This is a genomic window from Staphylococcus intermedius NCTC 11048 (assembly GCF_002902385.1).
Taxonomy (GTDB): domain Bacteria; phylum Bacillota; class Bacilli; order Staphylococcales; family Staphylococcaceae; genus Staphylococcus; species Staphylococcus intermedius.
Map to the genome: position 1 here is coordinate 877 of NZ_PPQH01000111.1, position 2,506 is coordinate 3,382.

6 protein-coding genes are annotated in these 2,506 nt (G+C 35.9%); all 6 read left to right on the plus strand.

Annotated elements, in window-relative coordinates; translation table 11 throughout:
• The first annotated feature begins 20 nt into the window (after window positions 1-20).
• Window positions 21-179 carry a hypothetical protein gene (locus tag CD138_RS14400; protein WP_019168239.1) on the plus strand — a complete coding sequence of 53 codons (159 nt, stop codon included), beginning with the start codon at window positions 21-23 and terminating at the stop codon, window positions 177-179.
• Window positions 179-406 carry a hypothetical protein gene (locus CD138_RS13255; RefSeq protein ID WP_103266018.1) on the plus strand — a complete coding sequence of 76 codons (228 nt, stop codon included), beginning with the start codon at window positions 179-181 and terminating at the stop codon, window positions 404-406. Before CD138_RS14400 ends, CD138_RS13255 begins: the two co-directional genes overlap by 1 nt.
• Window positions 406-555, plus strand: coding sequence for a hypothetical protein (locus CD138_RS14405; RefSeq protein WP_019166757.1), 150 nt, complete (start codon window positions 406-408; stop codon window positions 553-555). Before CD138_RS13255 ends, CD138_RS14405 begins: the two co-directional genes overlap by 1 nt.
• Entirely contained in the window at window positions 555-956 is a 402-nt protein-coding gene (locus CD138_RS13260; protein ID WP_019168237.1) for a hypothetical protein, read from the plus strand. The genes CD138_RS14405 and CD138_RS13260 overlap by 1 nt, the downstream gene beginning before the upstream one ends.
• Window positions 957-1,278: 322 nt before the next feature.
• Complete coding sequence (locus CD138_RS13265; protein WP_019168236.1) at window positions 1,279-1,767, plus strand: terminase small subunit; 489 nt, start codon at window positions 1,279-1,281, stop codon at window positions 1,765-1,767.
• Window positions 1,751-2,506, plus strand: a 756-nt coding sequence (locus CD138_RS13270) for a PBSX family phage terminase large subunit (protein WP_103266019.1), incomplete at its 3' end; no start/stop codon positions are given. The genes CD138_RS13265 and CD138_RS13270, both read left to right, overlap by 17 nt.

A 2,506-nucleotide genomic window follows, 5' to 3' on the forward strand; every position in this document is an offset into this window, starting at 1 on the left:
GATAGAAAGGGCTGATACAAATGATTAAACGTACACTTAATTTAATCATCATAACGATAGCGATTCTATACATTGCTTATCAGTACTATTTCAAACATACTGCTAACGACGACATAGACACATTTAATGAATACGATCATATGCATTTAAATAATATGCGTGCGGAGGTGAGTGAGTAATGTTTTTAACTATAAAAACAGTAAATAACAAAACATATTATGCGTTTTATAGCACGGGGTTTGAACATATTGTATTGAATGATTTGAATAATAAAAAATTCATCAAAGTCATTGATTCTAATGGACATAAAAACTTTCTACAAACATCTGTCATTGAAAACGTTCTAGTTGATGACAGCGAAGAAGCGTTAGAAAAATTCAAAAAGTGTGCAGAGGTGAACAAGTAATGTGGTTAGTTATCATACTAATATTCGTATCGCTTTTGCTTGTAGGCAGCATGATTGAAAACGGGAAGTTGCAAGGTGAGTTAAAGTTAAAAGATTATGAGATAGACATTTTAAGAAAAGAGTTATTCGGTCGTGAGGGGGATAAGTAATGTACAGTAAAGAAGCAATACTTAATATGATTGGTACACATAAAATTAAGTGTAATGTACTTGCTGATGCTATGCCGGAATATGATAGTAATTCAATAGCACAATACGGTATACAATCTACGTTACCCAAACCACAAGGAGAGAATGGCAGCAAAGTGGAAGATGTTGTTATAAAGTTAGAAAAGTCAAATAAGAGATATACGCAGATGTTGGAAGAAATTGAATTTATTAATAGGTCACAACAAAAGTTAGGTACTGTTGATTTTTGCTTCCTTGAATTACTAAAAAAAGGTTACAACAGGGAGTCGGTTATTAGCAAAATGCCTAATTCAAAAATAAATCGCAATAACTTTTTGACTAAACGTGATGAATTGGCAGAAAAAATATATTTATTACAGTGACGAAAATGACAGAAATGACAAAAATGACAGAAATGACACTATTTTGAATTACGATAGACATTTTGTATAATTTGATTGTACAGAAATGTACAACGATTATTCCTTTTGGTTTTGATGCTTAGTCTCCTTTATTGATATTAATCGAACGTGAAGGCGCCCTTGAGGCGTCTTTTGTATATTGATATGAGCATGTGTGAAGTGTGCTGATATGAGTGTACAACTCAAATAAAACAATCAAAACAAAATCATTAGGCGCTGCACGGTTGTGTGGTGTCTTTTTAAATACTATTAAGCAATTAGCGACAAGAAGGTGATACATGAGATGAACGAATTGAATAAAAAGCAGAGGACATTTGCGGAGGCTTATGCGATACCTGGCACGGAATGTTATGGTAACGCTACTAAGTCGGCGATTAAGGCGGGCTATGCTAAAGGTAGCGCTGATGTTACAGGTAGTAAGTTGCTAAGTAATGCTAAGGTTTCAGAATACATCAAGGGGGTTGAGCAACAACTCTTTGACGAAAACATTATGACTGGCAAAGAAGTGTTGTATCGACTAACTAAAACTGCACGTGGTGAGCATATTGAGGTTGAAGCTATCGTTACTAAAACAGGTGACTATAAAGAAAATCCTGACACTGGTAGAATGCAACTTGTTTATGATGAGGAAGTCCGTTTGGTATCTAAGCCACCAAAAATCAGCGACCAAAACAAGGCGCTTGAATTGTTAGGTAAGCATCACAAGTTATTTACTGATGTACAGGACATGAATATAAATGGCATGGTGACATTCAATGACGACATCGATTAATTTGTCTGAGTTGATACCGCAGCACTTTCATGATCTATGGCGAGCTACTAAAGATACCAATACACTTAATATTATCGCAAAAGGTGGTCGTGGTAGTGGTAAATCATCAGATATATCCATCATCATTACACAGTTAATCATGCGATATCCGATGAATGCAGTTGTTGTACGTAAAACGGATAATACATTGGCGACATCAGTATTTGAACAAATTAAGTGGGCTATTGAACAACAAAAAGTGTCACACTTATTCAAGGTTAAGGTGTCACCTATGGAAGTAACATATATTCCTCGTGGCAATCGTATTATCTTTAGAGGTGCGCAAAACCCAGAGCGATTAAAATCGTTGAAAGATAGTCGTTTTCCTTTCTCAATTATGTGGATTGAGGAGTTAGCGGAATTTAAAACAGAAGACGAGGTTACGACCATCACCAACTCACTTTTACGTGGGGAGCTGGACGATGGTCTTTTTTATAAGTTCTTTTATAGTTACAATCCGCCGAAGCGTAAGCAATCGTGGGTTAACAAAAAGTACGAGACTTCATTTCAACCAGATAACACGTTTGTACATCATTCGACATACTTAGATAATCCGTATATATCAAAACAATTTATACAAGAAGCAGAAGCAGCGGAACAACGTAATGAGATGCGGTATCGTTGGGAGTACATGGGTGAAGCAATCGGAAGTGGTGTTGTACCATTCGACAATTTGCGAGTTGAAACAATACCCGATGAC